This window comes from Rheinheimera sp. A13L, assembly GCF_000217935.1.
GTDB lineage: Bacteria > Pseudomonadota > Gammaproteobacteria > Enterobacterales > Alteromonadaceae > Pararheinheimera.
The window spans coordinates 1-553 of the sequence record NZ_AFHI01000069.1 but is presented as its reverse complement, the minus strand read 5'-3'; the positions used below and the strand labels follow the sequence as shown (position 1 = coordinate 553).

At 65.3% G+C, this 553-nt stretch carries 1 pseudogene; it reads right to left on the bottom strand.

Annotated features, from left to right (window positions below):
* Positions 1 to 553 (bottom strand): annotated as a pseudogene (locus tag RHEIN_RS18800) (hypothetical protein); the annotation flags it as partial.

Here is a 553-nt window from a genome sequence, read left to right as displayed (position 1 = left end):
GTTCTGTCACCCGCCCGTCGCTGTCGTAACGGTAACGGATTTCCGGCCGGCCCGTGTGACGGTGCGCCACCATCCGGCCCCGGTATTTATCATCGTAAGTAAAGCTGCGCACCTGTTTGCCACTACGGTCATACACCACCGCCAGTTCGCCGCGTGGCGTCCAGCCATAGCGCACCAGCGGCGCGGCAGGTAAATTCTCCGGGTATTCCGGGTCGTGCGTCAGCCACACGGCAGACAGACGGATGCCGTTGTCCCGGCCATATTCGGTGTAACCCGGCAGGGTATCAGGAAAAGCGGACGGTTCCGTCCCGCCGGAAATGGCCTGCTGCCGGGCTTCTTCTGCCCGCTGCGCCTGCGTGGTCAGTACCAGCCGGAAGTGACGCCAGGCACCATCCGTCACGCCGGTGATTTCGCCGCTGAATTCACCGGCGGCTTCGCGGTGGAACGTCTGTGTGCGCCCGAAGCGGTCCACCAGCCCGGTCAGTACCCGGTACGGCGGCAGCGGCGCAGGCAGCACCTCATCCGCTTCCGGCACCCGCTCACACCAACCGAG